Source organism: Rhodococcus daqingensis (assembly GCF_042665615.1).
Taxonomy (GTDB): domain Bacteria; phylum Actinomycetota; class Actinomycetes; order Mycobacteriales; family Mycobacteriaceae; genus Rhodococcus_G; species Rhodococcus_G daqingensis.
In genome coordinates this window covers 159,559-178,723 of sequence record NZ_JBHTCS010000012.1, presented here as the reverse complement: position 1 = coordinate 178,723, position 19,165 = coordinate 159,559, and the positions used below count along the sequence as shown (strand labels likewise).

Below are 19,165 nucleotides of genomic sequence, written 5' to 3'. Positions count from 1 at the left end.
CCCGGTGGGTCAGTTCCGGTCGACGTCGATCGGATGCGTGGCGAGCAGCGCGAGGGGGAGCGGCTGCCGCCGCAGCACGTGCGCCCAGAGGTCGACGCGCGGCGGACCGATCACGTCGGATGGCAGCGCGGAGAGCACGGTCCAGTCGTCGCGCTGCAGCTCGGAGTCGAGCTGACCCATCGTCCAGCCCGAGTACCCGGCGAAGACCCGCATGCCCTCGATGAGCGGACCGACGGTGCCCGGGTCGGAATCGAGGTCGACCATGACCACCCGGCCGTCCACCCGGCGTACCCCGGACACCCCGTCGATGTTCGCCCCGGTGCGCAGCGTGGCCAGGCACAGCGCGGAGTCGCGCTTGACCGGCCCGCCGATGTACAGGGCACGCGGATTGGCGCACAGCTCGGTCCACTGCGGCAGCACCGCCTGCACCGCGGTCTCGCTCGGCCGGTTGATCACCACACCCAGGCTGCCCGCATCGTTGTGTTCGATCACATAGACGACCGTGCGGCGGAAGGCCGGCTCGGTGAGCTCCGTCGAGGAGATCAGCAGGCTGCCCGGACGCACGATCGGTTCGGTCGGCGCCATCCGGTCCTCGGGTTCCTCTGCGTGATCCACCGGACAATCATCGCACCGGTGCTCCGGACGCGTGTCGCGGAATACGCGCACCGCCGCAGCGCCTCATCCCTGCGGGGTGAACCCGAGCACCTCGTCGAGCACCGACAGGTGATGTTCGAAGAGCGCCCGCGGGTCCGCGAAGGTGCCGGCCCCGTACTGCCCGAACACCTCGAAGTTCACCGCGCCGAACAACGACGACCAGACCAGGACCCCCCGGGCCAGCGCCTCCTCGGACAACCCGAGCCCCAGCTCCTCCCGGAGGGCGGTCAGGTTCTCCCGCAGCGACTCGGCGAGCGGAACCGACAGCGGGACGACGAGATCACCCGCGCGGTCGGCCTCGTCGAAGATCCGGACGAGCGCCCCGATGACGCGGGTACCCGGCCCGGTGGTGCGCTCGGCAGGCGCCCGGTAGCCGGGCACGGGGCTGCCGAACAGCAGCCCGTAGCAGGCGGGCTCGGCCAGCGCCCAGTCCCGGACCGCGTGGCCGAGGGCGCGCAGCCGGGCCCGCGGATCGCCGGTGGGCACGGCGGCCACCGCGGCCTCCACCGCGTCGCCCAGTTCGGTGTAGCCCTCCACGACGAGCAGCGTGAGCAGCTCGTCGCGACTGCCGACGTACCGGTACACCGCCGACGAGACCACCCCGAGGTCCCTGGCGACCGCCCGCAGCGACAGCGCCGCCGCCCCGTCCCTGGCCAGGTGTTGACGGCCGATCCGGGTGATGTCGGCCAGGGTCTGCTCGCGTGCGCGTTCGCGTGGGGTACTGGTCACCGCACCAGCCTGACCGGATTGGTGAGCACTGTCAACAAAAGAGAGCACTGCTCTTGACATTGTCGCGGACAGGGTGCAGAGTTGCTTTCGAGAGCAGTGCTCTCCAATGACCCGAGACCACACCAGGAGTGAGTGCGATGTCGACAGTGCAGGTAGTGACCGGAGCCGGGCCCGTCGGATGGACCGTGGCCGATCAGTTGGCGGCGCAAGGACACCGGGTCCGGGTGCTGACCAGGTCCGGCTCCGGCCCCGAGCACCCCCTCGTGGAACGACTGCGCGTGGACGTCTCGGTGCCGGGCGCGCTCGACGCCGCGGTGGAGGGCGCGAGCGCGGTGTTCCACTGCACCCACGGTTCGGCCTACTCGGCGGAGGCCTGGCGGCGCGAACTTCCCCCCACCGAACGTGCCGTGCTCGCCGCGGCCGGCCGGGTCGGCGCCCTGGTGGTGTTCCCGGAGAGCCTGTACTCGTACGGGAAGGTCGACGGCCCCATCACCGAGAGCACCCCGCGCGAGGCCCGCGGCGGCAAGCTCGGCGTCCGCGCCGAGCTGTTGCGCCAGCGCGAGGCGTCGGACACCGCCACCGTCAGCGTGGCCGCCTCCGACTTCTTCGGGCCCCGGGTGCTGATGGCTCACGCGGGCGAGCGGATGGTGCCGAACATCCTGGCGGGCAAGACCGTTCGTGTGATGGGCGGCCTCGACACGCCGCACTCGTTCACCTACGTGCCCGACCTCGCGGCGGCGATGATCGCCGCGGCCGCCGACCCGGCGCTGTGGAACTCGGTCCTGCACGCGCCGACCGGGGCCGCGATCACGCAGCGGGCGCTGGTGCACGCCTACGCCGCCGCGGCGGGGGTGCCGGATCCGAAGACGGGCGTGCTGCCCGGGTGGCTGCTGCGCGGCGCCGGGCTGGTGCACGGCGACAGCCGCGAACTGGCGGAGATGCTGTACCAGTTCGAGCGGCCGTTCGTGCTCGACTCCAGCAACAGCGAGCGGCTGCTGGGCCTGGCGCCGACCCCGCTGGCCGAGGCGGCGGCCGCGACCGTCGGGTGGTGGCGCGCACGGGAGCTCGCACCGGCGCCGCGATAGGGTCACCGGGTGGTGAACTCGACGCCGGGAAGCGCGACGCCGGGGGAGCCGACGCCACCGGATCCGACCCCGCCCCACCCGACGCGCGGGCGCACGGGCCTGCTCGACGCGCTGCGCCGATCGCCCGGGCTGGGCCGGCTCACCACCGTCCGGTTCGCGAGCCAGTTCGGCGACGGCCTCTTCCAGGCCGCACTCGGGGGCGCCATCCTGTTCAATCCCGAACGGGAGACCGATCCCCTCGCGATCGCCGCGGGATTCGCGGTGCTGCTGCTGCCCTACTCGCTGGTCGGCCCCTTCGCCGGCGCGCTACTCGACCGCTGGGACCGGCGCGCCGTGCTGATGTGGGCGAACCTGCTGCGCGGTTGCCTGATCCTGGCGTCCGCAGCGGTGCTCATGACCGGCGGACCGCAGACCCCGCTCCTGCTGCTCGCCCTCGCCGCGGTCGGGGTCAGCCGGTTCGTGCTCGCGGGCGTCTCGGCGTCGCTGCCGAACGTCGTGCGCCAATCCTGGCTGGTGTCAACGAATTCCGTGCTCGCGACCGCCGGCGCCGGGGTCGCCGCCGCCGGGGCCGGGACGGCGGTCGCGATCATCGGGGTACTCGGCGAGGGGGACCGCGGCTCCGGCCTCGCGGTGGCCGTCGCGTCGGCGGGCTCGGTGGTCGGTGCGCTCGCCGCCGCGGGCTTCGCCGCCCACCGCCTCGGTCCGACCGGCGACCTCGACCGCTCGGGTCCCACGGGCCTGGACGCGGTCCGCGCGGTGCTGGCCGGCCTGCGCACCGGCGCGACCGCCGTGTGGCAGGCACCGGGCGTCACCACCGCGATGATCGGTATCGGCGTGCACCGCATCGTGTTCGGGATCAACACTCTGATCATGGTGCTGCTCCTGCGGGACACCTCGACGGCCGGATCGCTGCCGGGCGGGTTCGCCGGATTCGGGGTGGCGGTCGGCGCGGCGGCGGTGGGCATGCTCCTCGCCGCGGCGGTCACACCGTTTCTCATCCCACGCATCGGCCGGTCCCCGACCGTCGTGGGCGCGCTGGTGTTCGCCACGGTCGTCCAGCTGGCGGTGATCTCCGCGCTCACCCAGCCGATGCTGCTGGCCGGCGCGTTCCTGCTCGGCCTCGCCGGCCAGACGATCAAGCTCACCGGGGATGCGGCGATGCAGATCGACATCGACGACCACCGGCGCGGGCAGGTGTTCGCTCTGCAGGACACCGTCTTCAACATCGCCTTCATCGCCGCGCTGGCCGCCGCGGCGACGGTCATCGCCGCCGACGGCCGCACGCCCGGACTCGTCTTCGCGGGCGCGGCGGCGTACGGGGCCGGCCTGGCGGCGGTCGCGGCGAACTCGCTGCGCCGCCCGCGGCGCTGACCCCGACGATCGGGAGGGTCAGCGGGCGACGGCGTCCAGCCGGCCGTCGCCGTCGGTGTCGGACAGCGTCACGTCCGCCCGTCCGTCGGACCGCTCGTCAACCTCGATCGCGGCGGCGCGGCCGCCCGGTCCGGCACGGACCACGGTGACGTCGACGAGCGAGTCCCCGTCGGTGTCGATCACCGCGACGTCCGGGTCCCCGTCCCCGTCCAGATCGACGTCGACCGGGACCCCGCCGTCGCCCGGCACGCTCCTGGCCGCACCGGCGGCGTCCGTCCAACGCAACTCGTGCGCGGGTTCCGGCGCGGTGAGCTCGAGATCCCAGACCCCCGCACCCGACGCGTCCGCGAAGTAACGGCCCTCGTCACCGACGTCGAGGACCGAACGATCCGCGCGCCCGTCCCCGTCGCTGTCCCACATGGCATCGTCGAGCAACCCGTCGCCGTCGAAGTCGAGGCACACCGCGTCGGCGGTGCCGGTGCCGCCGAGATCGAGGTCGGCCTCGGACACCCAGTCCTGCGGCGCGCCGTCACCGGTGCCGAACGAGTACTCCACCAGTCCCATACGTGTTGGACGCGGGCGCGGCGACGCCGGTTCCGACCGGCCCCGGGGAGGGCGAGGTGGACATCCCGGGGCGGGTGTCGGGCCCTACCGCCGGCGCGCCTCGAGCGCATCCAGGATCAGGTCCAGGCCATAACCGAACTCGCTGGTGTGGTCGTAGCCCGGCTGCAGGGCGTGATCGACGATCATCTCGGCGAGGTACGGCAACTCGCGGGCTGAGTCGATCAGGGCAGACCGACGAGGAAGTCCCGCTGGGCGTCGAGATAACCGGGAACGAAGACATGGCGCGGCGCGAACGTCCCGACCAGGACTCCCCACAGCGCCGATTGCTCGACGCCGGACCGGGCGAGGGTGTGCGCGGCGCCCGGGAAGCGTGCCGTGGTGAGCCGGTCGCCGAGCAGACGCGCGTAGGCACGCTGGGTGTCGTCGACATCGACGTTGCGGTCGTCCTCCCCGAGGACGAGCAGCACCGGGATGTCGCTGCGCCCGAGTTCCCCGAGTGCCGCCGTCGCGTCGGCGGTGTGGTTGCGCAGGACGAATCCCCAGCGGTCGCGGTCCATGGGCTCGTCGTCCGTTGACGCCTCGAGGTACTCCTCATGGGTGGCGTTCCGATTCAGCAACGCGCGGACCGCGTCGCTCTCGGCGATCGCGGCCAGGCGTTCGGCCTCGCCGGCCCCGGCGGCGTCGAGCTCGGCCAGCAGGTTGTACCGGCCCTGGTCGAGCCAGTTGACCGCCGGTGACACTGCGATGACGAAGGACACCTCCGGCCGGTCGACGGCGACCTCGGGCAGGACCCAGCCGCCCTGGCTCGCTCCCCAGAGCCCGATGCGCCTCGGGTCGATCTCGGGGCGATCGAGCGCCCAGTCGATCAACGTCTCGGCCTCGACCGCTCGATCATGGAGGGACTGTTCGAGCCAATTGCCCTGGGAACCAACGACTCCCGGCTTGCTCATCGACAGCGACGCGTAGCCCGCCGCCGCCAGAGCCTCCCAGATGGGCCGATAGAATCCCTCGCTGGTCGCCTCCACCGGCCCGTCCCCGTGCACGAAGACGACGAGCCCGACGGGCCCGTTCACGTCGCGCGGGAGGGCGAGGACACCGCGCAACGGGCCGGCGGCGGTCGTGATCGTCACGCCCTCCTCCCGGAGCGCGTAGCTGTTGCCCACGATGACCGCCAGCACGCCGATCAGGACGAGGACCAGGAGCGCCGCGAGGCCGCCCACCCCACGGCGAAGCCATCGGCGCCGCGGCGACGGTGACGCGTCAGTCGCCATGACGCCGCCACGGCGGGATGCCGGCAATGGTGATCGCGCGCAGCGCCCACTCCGCCGGACCGTACCTGTGCCCACGCAGCCACCACCGGCTGAGCACCAGTTGGGTCGCGAAGATCAGCGGCACCACCGCGGCGACCGCCGGCGGGGACAGCCGATCGACCAGGCCGAACCCGTAGCCGGTGAACAGCACTCCGAGCACCAGCGACTGGAACAGGTAGTTGGTCAGGGCGGTCTTGCCCATCGGGGCCAGCGCCGCCTCGACCCGCCTGCCGGGGTCGGTCCGGAACAGCATCAGCCCGGCCACGACGTACGACGCGGTGAGCAGCGGCGCCGTGAGCTGCCCGAGCCCGAACGCGAAGGTCTCGACGCCGCCGCCAGGCGCGTAGGCCGCCGCCAGCGCGTAGACCAGCGCTCCTAGCAGGCCGACCGGGAACCCGAAGATCAGGATCCGGCGCATCAGGGGCCGAAAGCGGTCGGGGTTCGCGAACACCTGCACCCGGCCGGCCGCGAATCCGAAGAAGAACATGGCCATCGCGCTCGGCGCCTGCAGGGCCACGATGGCGGCGACGGTCTCGGGCAGGTGCCCGGAGTGGAAGCCGAGTGTCGCGGCCGCGTCACCGCCGAACGCCGTGAGCTTGACGGCGGCATCCGACGCGGCCGTTGCGGCGGCTCCTCCCTCGGCCAGGGTGGCCAGCCCGAGGAGCATCCACACCACGCCGACCGTGATGACCAGTCCGATACCGAGCTGCACGGCCCGGCGGGGGGCGATGCGCCTGCACGCCAACAGGATCAGGCCCAGGATCGCGTAGGTGGACAGGATCTCGCCGTAGTACAGCGCGGCCCCGTGCACCAGGCCGATGGCCAGTAGCCCGGTCTGTCGGCGCAGCATCCGGGGCATGAACGCCGTCCCGGCCCGCTCGGCCGCCGCCATCTGCAGCGTGAAGCTGTAGCCGAACAGGAACGAGAACAACAGGTAGAACTTGGTCTCGAAGAGCAGCGAGATCGCGAACCGGATCGCATGGTCGAGCCCGGAATCGAACGTCGGGTTCGATTCGGGGGAGGCGTAGTACGGATCGGCGAACGCCCAGACGTTGACGGCCAGGATGCCGAAGAGGGCGAATCCCCGCAGCGCGTCCACATTGAGGAGTCGGGCCGGCGCCACAGGGACGTCGACACGCACGGTCACTGCGGGCCGCCCGCGAGCAGCTGGGTGACGATCCGGCGCAGGACCGGCGCCTGGGACCGCGGATCGAACTCCGGGTCGGCGGCGACCCGGGCGAACAGCCCGTCGACCAGCGCGGCCAGCCAGGTCGCCGCGTGCTCGGCGGTGAGATCCGTGTCGAGCCGGCCGTCCCGCTCCGCCCTCTCGACCAGGTCGGCGAGACCCTTCCGGAAGGCCAGGTCGTTTGCCTTGAAGCGCACCGCGACGTCCTCGTCGCGGTGCGCCAGGGCCGAGATCTCCAACGCCAGACCCGAATACACGGGATCGGCCGCGAGCGCGCAGATCTCGTCGAGCAGCGCCAGGAGGGCGGCCACCGGATCGGCCGCCGCCGCGAGACCCGCCATCTCCTCGGCCGTCTGCGCGCCGTCCCGTTCCACCAGGGCGAGCAGCACGGCGTGCTTGGTGGGGAAGTAGTGGAAGAGGTTGCCCGCGCTCATGCCCGCGAGCGCGCAGATGTCCGCGGTGCGGGTCGCGTTGTATCCACGCTCGGCGAAACACCGTGCGGCCGCGTCCAGTAGGGCCGCCTGCCTCGCCGCCCTGGCGGCCTCGTCGACGGTGCGCATCCGTCCTCCTCTCGACTGCGGCAATAATACATTGAGTGGTCACTTAATCAATGGAGGACGGGAATCGTTGCCCTCTGATAAGTTCACAGGAACGATCGCCGTGACCCACCCGGATGCGGTGGCGACCGGGAATGCCATAGGGGGACTTCGTGATCCGTCGTGTCAGCGCACCACTGCTCGCCCTCGCCGTCGCGGCGTCGGGCTCGGTGCTCGGTGCGTCACCCGCGTCCGCGGCGCCGGCGCCGACCAACGCCTGCGGGGAGACGGGTTTCGACCCCTCCGCCGGTGACGAGTCGGGAGCCCCGGGCGGAATCGACATCAAGATCCCCTGGCCGCAGATCGTTCCCGTGCCGGTGCCCGACCCACCGCAGGATCAGACCCGCATCCCGCAGGCCCCGCTGCCGGCGGACCCGTGCGCCGATCCGTGCCCTGACCTCACCGACCCCGGACCCGAGCAGCCCGAGTCGGGCTCCGGGTCCGGCTCGGGGTCGGGGTCCGGTTCGGCATCGTCCGAATCGGGCTCGTCGTCGTCGGGGTCCGGATCGTGGGGCTCGTCGGTGCCGCGGTTCTCGATCGGCCCCGACCCGGAGCCGATCCCGATCCCCATTCCCGGTCCGGGTCAGCCGCTGCCCCCGCCGCCCGTCCCACAGTCCCCGCCCGTCGAACCGGGACCGGTCGATGCCGCCGCGCCGGCACCGGAGGTCGGCGAGGTGACCCTGGTCGCCCAGCTCACCGGTCCGGGCTCGATCAACCGCACCGACAAGCGGTGGCAGGTCAACGGAACCGATCTCGGCATCATGTGGGAGAGCAGGCCCGGCGAGGTGGCCATCGCGTTCGGCGACACCTTCGGCCGGGACTGGGCCCCGCCGGGCGCCAACGGTCAGGACTGGCGCTCGAATGTACTGGGGCACAGCACCGACCGCGATCTCTCCGACGGCCTGACCCTCGACTCCATGGTGCAGGACAGCCGGTGCCACGCCGCCGAACTCCTCGGCAGCCGCAAGATCAAGAACTGGGAGACCACCACCATCCCGACCTCCGGATTCGCGATCGGCGACCGGCAGTACATGAGCTACATGTCGGTTCGACGCTGGAGCATGATCCCCGGCATGTGGTACACGAACCACGGCGGCATCGCCTACTCCGACGACAACGGGCAGACCTGGACCAAGGATCCGTATGCCAAGTGGGAGAACATCTTCGGACTGAACCAGTTCCAGGTCGCGAGCATGGTCCCGGCCGGTGACCACGTCTACATGTTCGGCACGCCGAACGGACGGCTCGGCACCATCGCCCTCGCCCGGGTGGCCAGGGACCAGGTGCTCAACAAGTCGGCGTACCAGTACTGGGTCGACGGGTCCTGGACCCCGGTCGGCGAGCACTTGCCCACGCCCGTGCTCAAGGGTGTGGCCGCGGAGCTGTCGGTGCGCTACGACGAGTCGCGCGACCTCTGGCAGATGAGCTACCTGGACACCCCGGCGGGGACCATCGTGCTGCGCCAGGCGAACAGCCCGCAGGGCTCGTGGTCGGAGGGCATCCCGATGGTGCGCAGCGCCGACTACCCGAAGCTGTACGGCGGGTTCCTGCACCCCTGGTCCACCGAGGACGACGTGTACTTCACGATGTCCGAGTGGGACAGCTACAACGTCTATCTGATGCGCGCCACGCTGCGCTGAGGCCTATCGTGTCCAGTCATGAGCTCCGGCTGGTCGTTGTCGTCGATCACCACCTCCTGGGTGGATCCGGTGGCGACCCTCGGAGCAGGCACGATGACGGCGCTGGTCCCGGACAGCGTGATGAGCGCGCTCAGCCTCGGTATCGCGCGCCGATTCGTCGGGCGTGAGATCGCCGTCACCCTGCAGGGCGTACCGGTCACGGCGCGGCTGAGTTCGTTTCGCGTGCGGCGTCGGGGCGCGCATTTCGAGTCGCGAGCCCGGCTCACGGGCATCGACTGGGGCGGGCACGCCCTGGCGGAGGTGACCGCCGTCGCCACCGGGGTGCGGCTGGTGCCGGGCGCGCCGACCCGGGTCAGCACCGGACGGATCGACCTCGAGGGCCGGGTCCCGATGTCCTCGCTGTTGGCGCAGGTCAACAGCCGGGACATCGAGTGGACGCTGCACGCCGAGGAATCCGGCCTGGTCCGCGCCGAGCACCGGCACCGCCGGCTGACCGCGGTCGTCGACGCCTCGGTCGCCGACGACGTGCTGCGCGTCGAGGTGATCCGGGCCCGATGGCGGGGCCTGCCGGTGCCCAGGCGATATCTACCCGCACCGGTCATCCCGCTGCCGCCGCTGCCCAACGACGCCCGCAACGTCCGCGCCACCCGCGACGGTCACATCGTGCACTTCACCCTCGAGATCCCCACGCTGAGTAGCTCGTTCGATCTCGCTCAGCTGCTCCGGCTGATCGCGTAGCGGCTACTGCTGCTGTGCCCACCACGCGAGCAGCTCGGCTTCGGCCTCTTCCGGGCTCAGCGGGCCGCGGTCCAGGCGCAGCTCCTTGAGGAAGGTCCAGGCCTTGCCGACCTGGGGGCCGGCGGGGATGCCGAGCAGCGCCATGATCGCGTTGCCGTCGAGGTCCGGCCGGACCCGGCCCAGATCCTCCTGCTCGGCGATGCGCACGATCCGCTGCTCGAGATCGTCGTAGGTGGCCTGCAGCTTGGCCGCCCGGCGCTTGTTCCGGGTGGTGCAGTCCGCGCGGACGAGCTTGTGCAGGCGCGGCAGCAGATCCCCCGCGTCGGTGACATAGCGGCGGACCGCGGAATCGGTCCACTGACCCTCGCCGTAGCCGTGGAAGCGCAGGTGCAGGAACACCAGCTGGCCGACGTCGTCGATCATCTGCTTGGAGTACTTGAGCGCCCGCATCCGCTTGCGCACCATCTTCGCCCCGACCACCTCGTGGTGGTGAAAGCTCACCCCGCCCGCCGGCTCGTTGCGCTTGGTGTCCGGCTTGCCGATGTCGTGCAGCAACGCGGCCCAGCGCAGCACCAGGTCTGGGTCGCCGTCCTCGAGGTCGATCGCCTGCTGCAGCACGGTCAGCGAATGCTGATAGACGTCCTTGTGCTGGTGATGCTCGTCGATCTCCAGCTTCATCTTCGGGATCTCCGGGATGACCCGCGCCGCCAGTCCGGTTTCGCACATCACGTTGATGCCGTCGATCGGATACTCGCCGAGGATCAGCTTGTCGAGCTCGGCGCGCACCCGCTCGGCGGTGATCCGGTCGATCTGTCCCGCCATCTCCACGATCGCCTGATGCACCCGGGGCGCCAGGGCGAAGCCGAGCTGGGAGACGAACCGAGCGGCCCGGAGCATGCGGAGGGGGTCGTCGTTGAACGAGATCTCCGGCGCCGCGGGGGTGTCGAGCACCCCGCCGAGCAGTGCGTCCATGCCGCCGAGCGGATCGGTGAACTCCTGCGAGCCGTCCGCCCCGATGCGCACGGCCATCGCGTTGACGGTGAAGTCGCGGCGGACCAGGTCCTCCTCGAGGCTGGTGCCGTACACGACCTCCGGGTTCCTGGTCACCCCGTCGTAGGCGTCGGTGCGGAAGGTGGTGATCTCGATCTGCTGGTCGCCCTTGGCGGCGCTGATCGTCCCGAAGGCGATGCCGGTGTCCCACTGGTTGTCGGCCCAGCCCTTGAGAATCGCCTGCACCTGCTCCGGCCGGGCGTCGGTGGTGAAGTCCAGATCGGTGCCCAGCCGTCCGAGGATCGCGTCCCGCACGCTCCCGCCCACGAGGTACAGCTCGTGCCCGGCGGCGGAGAACCGCTCGCCCAGCGGGGTCAGCACGTCCGAGAGGCCCCGCAGGGTCGCGGAGGCGGCCGTGAGCAGTCGGGCACGTCGGTCGGCGTCGGGAGTAGGGGAAACCACGACTGTGCAGCTTACCGACGCAGGCGGAGCCGGCGAACCGGCGCGGGCGAGCGGGTTGCCGGTCGGCCGGTGTGGGATTCGGGGCAGGTCCCGCGGGCCAACTAGTATTGATTGGGTGTCTGCTGCCGAACGTGCGAATCGCAGTCGCCGCAACCCGCGGCGACGAAGCGGGCACGGCGACCGCTCGAACACGCGCATGCGGACAGTCCGGGAAACGTCGGCCGGGGGACTGGTGGTCGACGGCCTCGACGGTCCCCGCGATGAGCAGTGCGCCGCCTTGATCGGCCGAACCGACCGGCGGGGGCGGCTGCTCTGGTCGCTCCCCAAGGGGCACATCGAGCAGGGCGAGACCGCCGAGCAGACGGCGATGCGTGAGGTGGCGGAGGAGACCGGCATCCAGGGCACGGTGCTCGCGGAGCTGGGCAGCATCGACTACTGGTTCGTCACCGAGGGCAGGCGCGTCCACAAGACCGTGCACCACTACCTGCTCCGGTTCCAGGGCGGCGAACTCTCCGACGCCGACGTCGAGGTGACCGAGGTGGCGTGGGTTCCGTTGGCCGAACTGGAGTCCCGGCTCGCATACGCCGACGAACGTCGCCTCGCCGGGGTCGCCGGAGAGCTGATCGAGCAGATGGCGTCCGCCCCCCGCGAAGCGACCCGCGAGAACGGATGAGGGCCACCCTGCGTCGCACCGTAGTGGCGACCCTGTCCGTCCTGGCGTTGGCCGGCGCACCGATGGCCATCGGTGCGGCGGGAGCGGAGCCTGCGCAGCGACCCCATGGCACCGGAGCGGAGCCTGCGCAGCGACCTGATGGCACTGTGGCGGTGCTGGCGCAGCCACCCGACAGTGCCGACTCGGCGGCAACGGACCCGGCCGCGTCGGGTCTGCGGACGAACACCGACGAGCGCGAGTTCGTCAGCCTGGCGATCGATCAGGTCACGCCGAACGCCGTCACCACCTCCAGCGAACCGTTCGTCACGGTCACCGGATCCGTCAGCAACGTCGGCGACCGCCCCGTCCACGACGTCAAGGTCCGTCTCCAGGGGGCGCAGGCCGTCACCGAGTCCATGCAGCTCAGGTCGGTGCTGACCGCCGACCAGGAGGAGTTCGACACGGTCGGCCAGTTCACCACCGTCACCGAGAAACTGCAGGTGGGGCAGTCCAGCCGGTTCACCCTGGCGATGCCGCTCCGATCGACCTCGTCCGTCTCGCTCGGCATCACGGCGCCCGGGGTGTACCCACTGTTGGTCAACGTCAACGGCACACCCGAGTACGGCGGCCAGGCCCGGCTCGACGACGCCCGATTCCTGCTCCCGGTGCTCGGGCTCCCACGCGACCCCAGCATCCGGGGCGCCGACCGTCCCGACGCCGCGGCGATACCGCCGAGCACCACCGACCCCGTGGCCGTCACCCTGATGTGGCCGTTCGCCGACAGGCCCCGGCTGGCGTCCGGTATCCCGGGATCCACGGACGAGAAGGTCCGACTCGTCGACGACGAACTGGCGGATTCGCTGGCTGACGGTGGGCGGCTCGAGCAGTTGCTCGCGGCCGTCGAGTTCGCCACCGGCGACAGCGTCGACCGTGACCACAAGCTCGCCGACAGCATGTGCCTGGCCGTCGACCCGGACCTGCTGATCACCGTGAGCAACATGACCAGGGGATACCTGGTGGTCGACGACCCCTCGGATCCGAACGGCCCGGCGCGCGAGGGGACCGGGCAGTCCGCGGCCTCCGACTGGCTCGAGCGGCTACGGTCGCTGGCCCCCCGGATGTGCACGACCGCCGTGCCGTTCGCGCAGGTCGATCTGACCGCGCTGCAGAAGGTCGACGATCCGACCCTGGTGGAGCGGGCCCTGTCCGCACCGGCGGGAATCGTCGACAGCGTGCTGGGGATCACCTCGCGCCGGGGCCTGACCTGGCCGGATGCCGGTGTGCTCAGCCCCGAGGCCGCCGGCCTGCGAGGTCTCGGTCCGACCGCGCTGCTCGCCGACAACGCGGTGGCGGGGGAGACGACGCGGCCGACGGTGCCGTTGGCGGGATCGACCGTCGATCGGCCCCTGTCCGCGGCGCTCTTCGACGTGCCGGCGGCCTCCGCACTCGCCGCCGTGGGCTCCACGCCGCAGACGCCCACGTACACGCCGGCCGACGTGCGATACGACCTGTCCGACGACTCGCGGGCCGCGCGCCTCCAGGATGCGCTCGGGGCGATCGCCTGGCCCGCGCTCACGCCGCCCGCGAGCGGCGGGGCGAACACGGAACCGCGCGGCCTGCTCGCCGTTCCTCCGCAGGACTGGTCCGTGGACGGCGACGAGGCGCGCACGGTCCTGTCGACGGTGTCGACCCTGATGCGGTCGGGACTGGCCAATCCGCGCCCGCTCGCCGCCCTGCTCGATCGGCCGGCCGCACAACCGACGGTCGACCTCGACTATCCGGCGCAGGCCGCCAGGGACGGCGCCCCGGAGCGCGTCCAGACGTCGGCCTCCGCGGTCGCCCCCGAGATCAATGCGCTCACCGAGACGCTGGTGAACGATCCGCAGTCGGCACTGACCCCGCGCTCCTACACCGCACCGCTGAGCGAGGACCTTCTGCGGGCGTTGAGCACGGCCGGGCGGCGGGACCGGGACCGGGCCGCCGCCGGGGCCGCCGCCGAGGCCAGGGTGACCGACGTCGAGGAGGCGCTGACCGATATCTATGCGTCGGTCACCGTGCTGCCCCCCGGCGGCGCCTACACGCTGGCCTCGGAACAGAGTCCGCTGCTGCTGGTCGCCCGCAACGACCTGCCGGTGGGGATCAACGTGCGACTGCAGATCTCGGCGCCGCCCGAGATGACGGTCACCGACATCGGCGATCAGCAGCTGCCGCCGCGCGGCAGCCGGACGCTGCAGGTGCCCGCAACGGTGGAGAACGCCGGCAAGCTGGTGGTCGATGTCGCGCTGACCACGACGAACGGCCGTGAACTGGGCGAGCCGACCTCCGTGTCGATCCGGACGAACGCGTACGGCAAGGCGCTCGCGATCATCACCGCCTGCGCGGGCGCACTACTGTTGCTACTTGCGGGACGGCGCCTGTGGCACCGGTTCCGGGGTCAGCCAGATCCAGCGGACGAAGGGTACGAAGCTCGATGACGGGGAGCACGCGTCGCCCACCGGGCACGGGAGCGGACCCGGGCGGGCGACCCCAGCACCCGGGACCCGCCGAGCCGGCCCCACCCGCCCCGTGGGAACGGGCCCACCCGACGCCTCCGGGACCGGCAGGCACGCAGCCCGGACCCCCGCCGGACCAGGGGAGGCCGGTGCCGCCGCGGTACGGCCCGCCCCGGCCGCAGGCGCCGTTCCGACCGGACCAGCCGCGCCCGTTCCGCCCCGATCAGCCCCAGACGTACCGGCCGCAACCCGCGCCCCAGCGGGCCGCCCCGCAGCGCCATCTGCCTCCGCCGCCGAACACCCGTACCGGACCGTCGCTGCCCGCGCCGGGCCCGGCCGCACGTCGGCCGGCGGCGCCCGCCCCGGATCCGGAGCCGGCTCCCGAGGAGCCGCGGGAGCCGACCGCGAACTCCCGCCTCCTGGCGTCCACCGGCTCGATCGCGGTGGCAACCCTGGTCAGCCGGATCACCGGCTTCCTCAAGCAGGTGTTGCTGCTGACCGTGCTCGGCGCCGCCACCGCCAGCTCCTTCACCGTCGCCAGCCAGCTACCGACCATGATCTCGGAGCTCGTCCTCGGGGCGGTGCTGACCGCGATCGTGGTTCCGGTGCTGGTGCGCGCCGAGAAGGAGGACGACGACGGCGGTGCCGCCTTCGTGCGGCGACTGTTCACCATCACCTGCCTGATCCTCGGCGTCGCGGCGGTGGTCGCGATCGCCGCGGCCCCGCTGCTGACCCGGCTCTTCCTTCCTGAGGACGGCAAGGTCGACGCCGCACTGTCCACGTCGTTCGCCTATCTGCTGCTGCCCGCGATCCTCTTCTACGGCCTCTCCGCCCTGCTGACGGCGTTGCTCAACACGAGGGGCGTCTTCAAGCCCGGTGCGTGGGCTCCGGTGCTCAACAACCTCGTGGTGCTGGGGGTGCTCGCGCTCTTCTGGCTGCTCACGCGGGGTTCCGACGAGATGACCACCGGCCGCGTGCTGCTCCTCGGCCTGGGCGTCACGCTCGGTGTGGTGACCCAGGCCGCGACCCTCGTGCCCGCGATCCGGCGCGAGGGAATCAGCCTCAAGCCACTGTGGGGGATCGACGCCCGGCTGAAGATGTTCGCCGGGATGGGCGTCGCGATCGTGCTGTATGTCCTGATCAGTCAGGTCGGGTTCAGTATCGGCACGCGGATCGCCGCCTCGGCGGATGCGGCGGGCCCGGTGATCTACCAACAGGCCTGGCTGCTGCTGCAGTTGCCGTACGGCATCCTCGGCGTCACGGTGCTCACCGCGATCATGCCGCGGCTCAGCCGCAATGCCGCCGCCGAGGACACCCCGGCCGTCGTCGACGACCTGTCCGTCTCGACCCGGTTGACGATGGTGTCGCTGGTGCCTGTGGTGGTGTTCCTGACCTTTGCCGGCCCACAGGTCGGGCACGCCCTGTTCGGATACGGCAATTTCGGGGAGGCCGACGCCGAGCGGCTCGGACACGCCGTCAGCTGGTCCGCGTTCACCCTGATCCCGTACGCGCTGGTGCTGATCCATCTGCGGGTGTTCTACGCCCGCGAGCAGGCCTGGACGCCGACCTGGATCATCCTCGGCATCACCGGCGTGAAGGTCGGGCTCTCGGTGCTGGCGCCGATGGTGGCCTCCAGCGACGAGCAGGTCGTCAGCCTGCTCGGCGTCGCGAACGGCCTCGGGTTCACCGTGGGCGCGCTGATCGGTGGCTTCCTGCTCAGGCGGAGCCTCGGGAACCTGCGGATGGCGAACGTCGGCAAGACCGCGTTCCTGGTCGTCGTCGCCTCGGTTGCGGGCGGGATCACGATGCTGACGGCGGAGGAGTTGCTTCGCCTCGATCGTCTCGGCGACCGATTCGGCGGGCCGGGTGCCTTCGTCCAGGTCGGTATCGGCGCGGTCATCATGCTCGGGCTGACATTCCTGCTGCTGCGGATCGCCCGGGTGCCCGAGGTGGTGGCGGGCACGGTGGCGGTGGGACGTGTGGTGAACAGACTTCTCGGTCGGTCGCGTCCGGAATCACGCGCTGATACGCCTGCGGTCGTGTCACTCTATGACGCGGAGACGGAGTTGATCCCCGCCATCGATGGTGCTCAGATACCCCTCAGCGGCGGGATTGCACTCCCGTACGCTGATCCCCGGCGGTCTGGGGATCAGTTCTCAACAGGAGAGATTTCGGGACTTATGCGCGAAGGAGTGAGGGTGAGCGACGAGAACGTTGCCGACGGCCAGTCCGGCATGTCCGCTGTGAAGGCGTCCGTGCCCGAATCGGCCCCGCGGAAGATCGAGGCAACGGACGACGGGCCCGCCCCGGCGACCCCCGAGGACGACGGGGCAAAGGCACCTGCCCCGGCCAAGGCCGACAAGCCGGCCGCGGGTCGCCCCGAGCGCGACCTGACCGTCGACACGGGCGTGATCCCGATCGGTTCGCCCACACTGCCCCCGCTGCGGGTCGGCGACTCCGCGACGGCGCGGCCCACGCGCGGCCCCAAGCTGATCCCCGGCGCCTCGGTGGCCGGCGGACGTTACCGCCTGCTCGCCCCGCACGGCGGCGCCCGCGGGCTGAAGTTCTGGCAGGCCCACGACATCAAGCTCGATCGCGAGGTCGCGCTGACCTTCGTCGACGCCGACCAGCGCGCGGTATCCGGAACGCCCGAGTCCGAGGGCCCGCAGGCCGTTCTGTCCCGCACCCTGCGCCTCGGTCGGATCAATTCGCCCGGCCTGGCCCGGGTCCTCGACGTGGTCCGGGGCAGCTCGGGCGGCATCGTGGTCGCCGAGTGGACACCGGGCCGATCGCTGCGGGAGATGGCCGAGACCGAACCGTCTCCGATCGGCGCGGCGAGGGCCATTCGCGCGCTCGCCTCGGCCGCGGAGGCCGCCCATCGCGGCGGCGGTTCACTGTCGATCGATCACCCGGACCGGATCCGGATCTCGGCGGGCGGCGACGCGGTGCTGGCCTTCCCCGCCACCCTCGCCGACGCCGACGCCGCCTCCGACGTCCGCGGACTCGGTGCCATGTTGTACGCGTTGATCACCGCGCGCTGGCCGCTCGGCGAGCCCGGTCCGGCGCCGGAGTCCGGCGCCCCCGCTCCCGCTGCGCAGGCGGGAACGGATCCGCGCACGCCGCACGCGGCCGGCACCGTCGGTGGGATGAGGCTGGCCGACCGCGCAGACGACGGCCAGCCGGTCGAGCCGCGGCGCATCCGGCCCGAAGTGCCGTTCGAGATCTCCGCCGTCGCGGTCCGCGCCCTCGAGCAGGGTGGCGGCATCCGCACCGCCGCGACCGTCCAGCACGTGCTGGACCAGGCGTCCGTGGTGGACCAGAAGACCGATCTCATGCCCGCACTGCGGCTCGGCCAGCGCCCCGCCGGATCGACCGGCCGCGCCCTCCTCGACTCCGAGGATGCCGAGGCGAAGCGGGCCAAGGACAACCGGATGATCATCGCGTTGTCCGCGCTCGGCGTCCTCACGGTCGTCGTGTTGGCGCTCGTCGGCTGGTGGCTGGCGAACTTCCTGGCGGGCGGCGGCTCCAGCGAGCCGCTGACGGACCAGAACTTCGGCCTCACCACCGCCCCGTCCGCGGCATCCGCACCCGCGGAGCCGGCACCCGCCGCGGCGGGTGCGCCGGTGGTTCCTGCCGGCGCCACCGTGTACTCCCCGCAGGGCTCGCCGGACAACCCGGCCACCGCGCGGCAGGCGATCGACGGCAACCCGGCCACCGCGTGGACCACCGACGGCTACTTCGACCAGTTCCCGACCTTCAAGAACGGTGTCGGCCTGATGGTCGACCTGACCGAACCGAGCGCGCTGCGCGAGGTCCGGATCGACTCGCCGAGCGCGGGTACCGCGGTCGAGATCCGTACCGCCGCAACCGCAAACCCCACCCTCGACCAGACCCAGGTGATCGGGTCGGGCGTCCTGGGGAAGGGTGTCACCACCATTCCGGTGACCGCGGAGGGCAACGCGAGCAAGGTCCTGGTGTGGATCACCAAGCTGGCGACCGAGGGCGGGAAGAACCAGTCCTCGTTCGCCGAGATCGGCTTCACGAAGGCCTCCTGAACGCGGGTTCAGCCCTCGGAGTGACTCTAGACCTCGCGGTCGGTTAGCATTTCTCGTGCGAATCTACAGGGGGGTCGCCGGGGCTGGCATGTCTGATGCCGAGCTCCTGGCAGCGCACGCGTCGGGGGACGCACGCGCATTTGCGGAGTTGTTGAGCAGACATCAGGACCATTTGTGGCAGACCGCGAAGCGGACCAGCTACACGCCGGAAGACGCGGCGGACGCGCTCCAGGAGGCGCTGCTGTCCGCCCACCGGACGGCGGCGACGTTCCGCGCGGACGCCGCGGTACGCAGCTGGCTACACCGGATCGTGGTGAATGCGTGTCTCGATCGGATCCGCCGCAACCGGGCCCGGCCGACCGTGCCGCTGGAGGACGACCACCAGGAACCGGCGCGCCCACGAGACCCGATGGACGACCGTGAGACCGCGATGGCCATCGACGACGCCCTCTTCACGTTGTCGCCCGAACAGCGAGCCGCCGTCGTGGCGGTCGACCTGGAGGGGTACTCGGTCACGGAAGCCGCGGCGCTGCTGGGGGTTCCGGAGGGAACCGTCAAGAGTCGCTGTGCGCGAGCACGACTGAAGCTGGCCCACCAACTGAAATATTTGCAGAATGAGCGGAACCAAATCCACCCTTGAG

General features: G+C 71.5%; 15 protein-coding genes. 8 read left to right on the top strand and 7 right to left on the bottom strand.

The annotated features are described in order from the left end of the window. Positions 1-9: 9 nt before the first annotated feature. Positions 10-615: a YqgE/AlgH family protein gene (locus ACFQS9_RS11090; protein ID WP_378404469.1), complete on the bottom strand. Its 606-nt coding sequence runs from the start codon at positions 613-615 to the stop codon at positions 10-12. 63 nt (positions 616-678) lie between these two features. Then, complete coding sequence (locus ACFQS9_RS11085) at positions 679-1,383, bottom strand: TetR/AcrR family transcriptional regulator (protein WP_378404467.1); 705 nt, start codon at positions 1,381-1,383, stop codon at positions 679-681. 137 nt (positions 1,384-1,520) lie between these two features. Here ACFQS9_RS11085 and ACFQS9_RS11080 point away from each other — a divergent pair, with 137 nt between their 5' ends. Then, a complete protein-coding gene (locus ACFQS9_RS11080) occupies positions 1,521-2,468 on the top strand; it encodes an NAD-dependent epimerase/dehydratase family protein (RefSeq protein ID WP_378404465.1) in 948 nt (315 codons plus the stop codon). Positions 2,469-2,567: 99 nt separating this feature from the next. Continuing rightward, on the top strand, positions 2,568-3,839 hold the full coding sequence (locus ACFQS9_RS11075; protein WP_378404627.1) for an MFS transporter: 1,272 nt from the start codon (positions 2,568-2,570) through the stop codon (positions 3,837-3,839). A gap of 18 nt (positions 3,840-3,857) precedes the next feature. On the opposite strand, the gene ACFQS9_RS11070 is transcribed toward ACFQS9_RS11075, so the two are convergent. The 4 genes from ACFQS9_RS11070 to ACFQS9_RS11055 form a co-directional block, all read right to left on the bottom strand. Further along, the gene (locus ACFQS9_RS11070) at positions 3,858-4,403 is read right to left on the bottom strand and encodes a hypothetical protein (RefSeq protein WP_378404463.1); all 546 of its coding nucleotides are present in this window, start codon (positions 4,401-4,403) and stop codon (positions 3,858-3,860) included. 221 nt (positions 4,404-4,624) lie between these two features. After that, positions 4,625-5,674 (bottom strand): alpha/beta hydrolase family protein, encoded by a 1,050-nt coding sequence (locus ACFQS9_RS11065; RefSeq protein WP_378404461.1) that lies wholly within the window; start codon positions 5,672-5,674, stop codon positions 4,625-4,627. Further along, the gene (locus tag ACFQS9_RS11060; RefSeq protein ID WP_378404459.1) at positions 5,664-6,860 is read right to left on the bottom strand and encodes a DUF418 domain-containing protein; all 1,197 of its coding nucleotides are present in this window, start codon (positions 6,858-6,860) and stop codon (positions 5,664-5,666) included. The genes ACFQS9_RS11065 and ACFQS9_RS11060 overlap by 11 nt, the downstream gene beginning before the upstream one ends. Next, positions 6,857-7,459 carry a TetR/AcrR family transcriptional regulator gene (locus ACFQS9_RS11055; protein ID WP_378404457.1) on the bottom strand — a complete coding sequence of 201 codons (603 nt, stop codon included), beginning with the start codon at positions 7,457-7,459 and terminating at the stop codon, positions 6,857-6,859. Before ACFQS9_RS11055 ends, ACFQS9_RS11060 begins: the two co-directional genes overlap by 4 nt. A 149-nt stretch (positions 7,460-7,608) precedes the next feature. On the opposite strand from ACFQS9_RS11055, the gene ACFQS9_RS11050 reads away from it, so the two are divergent. After that, a complete protein-coding gene (locus ACFQS9_RS11050) occupies positions 7,609-9,135 on the top strand; it encodes a DUF4185 domain-containing protein (RefSeq protein WP_378404456.1) in 1,527 nt (508 codons plus the stop codon). 18 nt (positions 9,136-9,153) lie between these two features. Then, positions 9,154-9,873, top strand: coding sequence for a hypothetical protein (locus ACFQS9_RS11045; protein ID WP_378404455.1), 720 nt, complete (start codon positions 9,154-9,156; stop codon positions 9,871-9,873). Positions 9,874-9,876: 3 nt separating this feature from the next. On the opposite strand, the gene ACFQS9_RS11040 is transcribed toward ACFQS9_RS11045, so the two are convergent. After that, positions 9,877-11,325: a CCA tRNA nucleotidyltransferase gene (locus ACFQS9_RS11040; RefSeq protein WP_378404453.1), complete on the bottom strand. Its 1,449-nt coding sequence runs from the start codon at positions 11,323-11,325 to the stop codon at positions 9,877-9,879. A 76-nt stretch (positions 11,326-11,401) separates the two neighbouring features. Between ACFQS9_RS11040 and ACFQS9_RS11035 the strand changes: the two genes are divergently transcribed. The 4 genes from ACFQS9_RS11035 (at position 11,402) to sigM (ending at position 19,164) form a co-directional block, all read left to right on the top strand. Continuing rightward, the gene (locus ACFQS9_RS11035) at positions 11,402-11,998 is read left to right on the top strand and encodes an NUDIX hydrolase (protein ID WP_378404625.1); all 597 of its coding nucleotides are present in this window, start codon (positions 11,402-11,404) and stop codon (positions 11,996-11,998) included. Continuing rightward, positions 11,995-14,451, top strand: coding sequence for a glycoprotein (locus ACFQS9_RS11030; RefSeq protein WP_378404451.1), 2,457 nt, complete (start codon positions 11,995-11,997; stop codon positions 14,449-14,451). The genes ACFQS9_RS11035 and ACFQS9_RS11030 overlap by 4 nt, the downstream gene beginning before the upstream one ends. Before the next feature lie 299 nt (positions 14,452-14,750). Then, positions 14,751-18,524, top strand: a complete 3,774-nt coding sequence (murJ, locus tag ACFQS9_RS11025) for a murein biosynthesis integral membrane protein MurJ (protein WP_378404622.1) — start codon at positions 14,751-14,753, stop codon at positions 18,522-18,524. Between the two features lie 55 nt (positions 18,525-18,579). Further along, positions 18,580-19,164, top strand: a complete 585-nt coding sequence (sigM, locus tag ACFQS9_RS11020) for an RNA polymerase sigma factor SigM (protein WP_378404449.1) — start codon at positions 18,580-18,582, stop codon at positions 19,162-19,164. The last annotated feature ends 1 nt before the right edge of the window (position 19,165 follow it).

Coding starts and splice junctions, on each gene's coding strand:
- ACFQS9_RS11080 (WP_378404465.1), top strand. CDS start 1,521: ATGTCGACAGTGCAGGTAGTGACCGGAGCCGGGCCCGTCGGATGGACC.
- ACFQS9_RS11070 (WP_378404463.1), bottom strand. CDS start 4,403: ATGGGACTGGTGGAGTACTCGTTCGGCACCGGTGACGGCGCGCCGCAG.
- ACFQS9_RS11065 (WP_378404461.1), bottom strand. CDS start 5,674: ATGGCGACTGACGCGTCACCGTCGCCGCGGCGCCGATGGCTTCGCCGT.
- ACFQS9_RS11055 (WP_378404457.1), bottom strand. CDS start 7,459: ATGCGCACCGTCGACGAGGCCGCCAGGGCGGCGAGGCAGGCGGCCCTA.
- ACFQS9_RS11045 (WP_378404455.1), top strand. CDS start 9,154: ATGAGCTCCGGCTGGTCGTTGTCGTCGATCACCACCTCCTGGGTGGAT.
- ACFQS9_RS11030 (WP_378404451.1), top strand. CDS start 11,995: ATGAGGGCCACCCTGCGTCGCACCGTAGTGGCGACCCTGTCCGTCCTG.